2 protein-coding genes are annotated in these 1924 nt (G+C 40.4%); both read left to right on the top strand.

Features of this window, described 5'->3' with window-relative positions; translation table 11 throughout:
* Positions 1–266: 266 nt before the first annotated feature.
* The gene (locus FJR38_RS19875; RefSeq protein WP_168490690.1) at positions 267–1028 is read left to right on the top strand and encodes a DUF502 domain-containing protein; all 762 of its coding nucleotides are present in this window, start codon (positions 267–269) and stop codon (positions 1026–1028) included.
* An 87-nt stretch (positions 1029–1115) separates the two neighbouring features.
* On the top strand, positions 1116–1757 hold the full coding sequence (nusB, locus tag FJR38_RS19870) for a transcription antitermination factor NusB (protein WP_168490692.1): 642 nt from the start codon (positions 1116–1118) through the stop codon (positions 1755–1757).
* The last annotated feature ends 167 nt before the right edge of the window (positions 1758–1924 follow it).

Here is a 1924-nt window from a genome sequence, read left to right as displayed (position 1 = left end):
TATCGCTAAGACTTGCAACCATAACTTACAAGTATTCAAAAGACAAGCAACACCTAAGAGTTTTACCATCTGCTATCACGGTAGAATTACGCCTATATTTACGTTGAAATAGGAAAATAGCTGGCTTTTCTAGCGGTAGTTTGACTAGTTAGCATTAAATATAGTTACTCAAGGCGCTTTCTGAGAATGAAAAATAGCCTGTAGTCAGATACTAACACCTGCTGTAATCAATCCTTCGATATTCGCAAGGTGACTAATTTGCTGATATGGATAATAATCACAACAGTGTTACTCAACTAAACAAGGAGAATCGGGATTTGGTAATGGAGCGGTTGAAACAGGACTTAAAAAATGATCTGATTGCTGGTTTGTTGGTGGTAATTCCCCTCGCAACCACAATCTGGTTAACGATTACCATAGCTACCTGGGTAATCAACTTTCTTACCCAAGTTCCTAAACAACTCAATCCCTTTGATGGCTTAAACCCAATTCTAGTAAATATACTTAATCTTTTTGTGGGACTAGCCGTACCACTACTAAGTATTCTTGTGATTGGGTTAATGGCCAGAAATATTGCAGGGCGGTGGTTATTAGATGTTGGCGAACGGCTATTACAGGCGATTCCTTTAGCAGGACAAGTATATAAAACCCTCAAGCAGCTATTAGAAACACTCCTAAAAGATTCTAATGGTAAATTTCGCCGTGTAGTCTTAGTAGAATATCCTCGTCAGGGAATTTGGGCGATCGCTTTTGTCACAGGAGCAATTAGTAATGAAATCCAAAATCAAATGTCACGCCCCGTCATCAGCCTATTTATCCCCACCACTCCCAACCCGACAACAGGATGGTATGCAGTAGTACCAGAAGAGGATGTAATCAACCTCTCTATCTCCGTTGAAGATGCTTTTAAAATAGTTGTATCGGGTGGTATAGTTGCCCCCAATATCCAGCCATCTCACCTAACTGCACTGACAGCCGCATCACCTCTAGAAATAAAACAACAGGTGATTTCAGCAGAAGAAATTTGACACAAATGTAGCAAAGTAATCAAGAAATAGATAAGCTAATTGTCTAACTGTGCCAGAACTCACATATTTATCATTATCCCCAACTGTATGCAACGTCGTAAACCCCAACAAATAGCCCGTGAATTGGCACTGTTAGCCTTGAGCCAGTTACCAATAAACCCTAAAAAACTAGAGACACTATCAGACGAGCAATTAGTATCTAAACTAGTCTTGGGTGCAGTCCGTACCCTCACCTTAGAAGTACAGGATACATTGAATAATGCCGCTGGAGAACTGCAACGGAGTAATGATCGCCTATTGACAAGCGAAACTAGAGCCGCTGACTTGAATACAGCTAGAACCATGCTCAAAGAGGCGATCTCCTACACCCAAACAGCAATCAATCAATTAGGTACATCCGTTGATTTTCCGGAACTAATTCAGTTAGCTAATCAAGATAAAGAAGTTCGCAATTACGCCAAAGCAATTATTATTACCGTCAACGAAAACCGTCAAGCGATCGAACAATTTATATCTGAAGCCTTAGTAGATTGGCAAGTGACTCGTTTAGCCCAAATTGACAAAGATATCCTGCAAATAGCTGCCGCTGAAATGAGATATATGCAAGTTCCCCACAGCATCGCCATTAATGAAGCTGTAGAGTTAGCTAAACGCTATAGTGGGGAAGATGGGCATCGTTTTATTAATGGTGTTCTCCGTCGAGTTAGTGAACACAAACAAACTGTTTAAATTGGTGATTGGTGATTGGTGACTTGCCCTGAGCGTAGCCGAAGGGTTGGTCACTGGTCTCTAACTTCTGACTGATAATTAAATTCTTATCTAAAATAAACTACAAACAATGGCTTTTAATTGGTTTCGTCGTCCAAATAATGAATCTGCTGAACTTCCTACTCCCG

Source organism: Anabaena sp. UHCC 0253, from assembly GCF_009712085.1.
GTDB lineage: Bacteria > Cyanobacteriota > Cyanobacteriia > Cyanobacteriales > Nostocaceae > Dolichospermum.
Note: the sequence above shows the minus strand (reverse complement) of the source record. Positions and strands in the feature narration are given on the sequence as shown.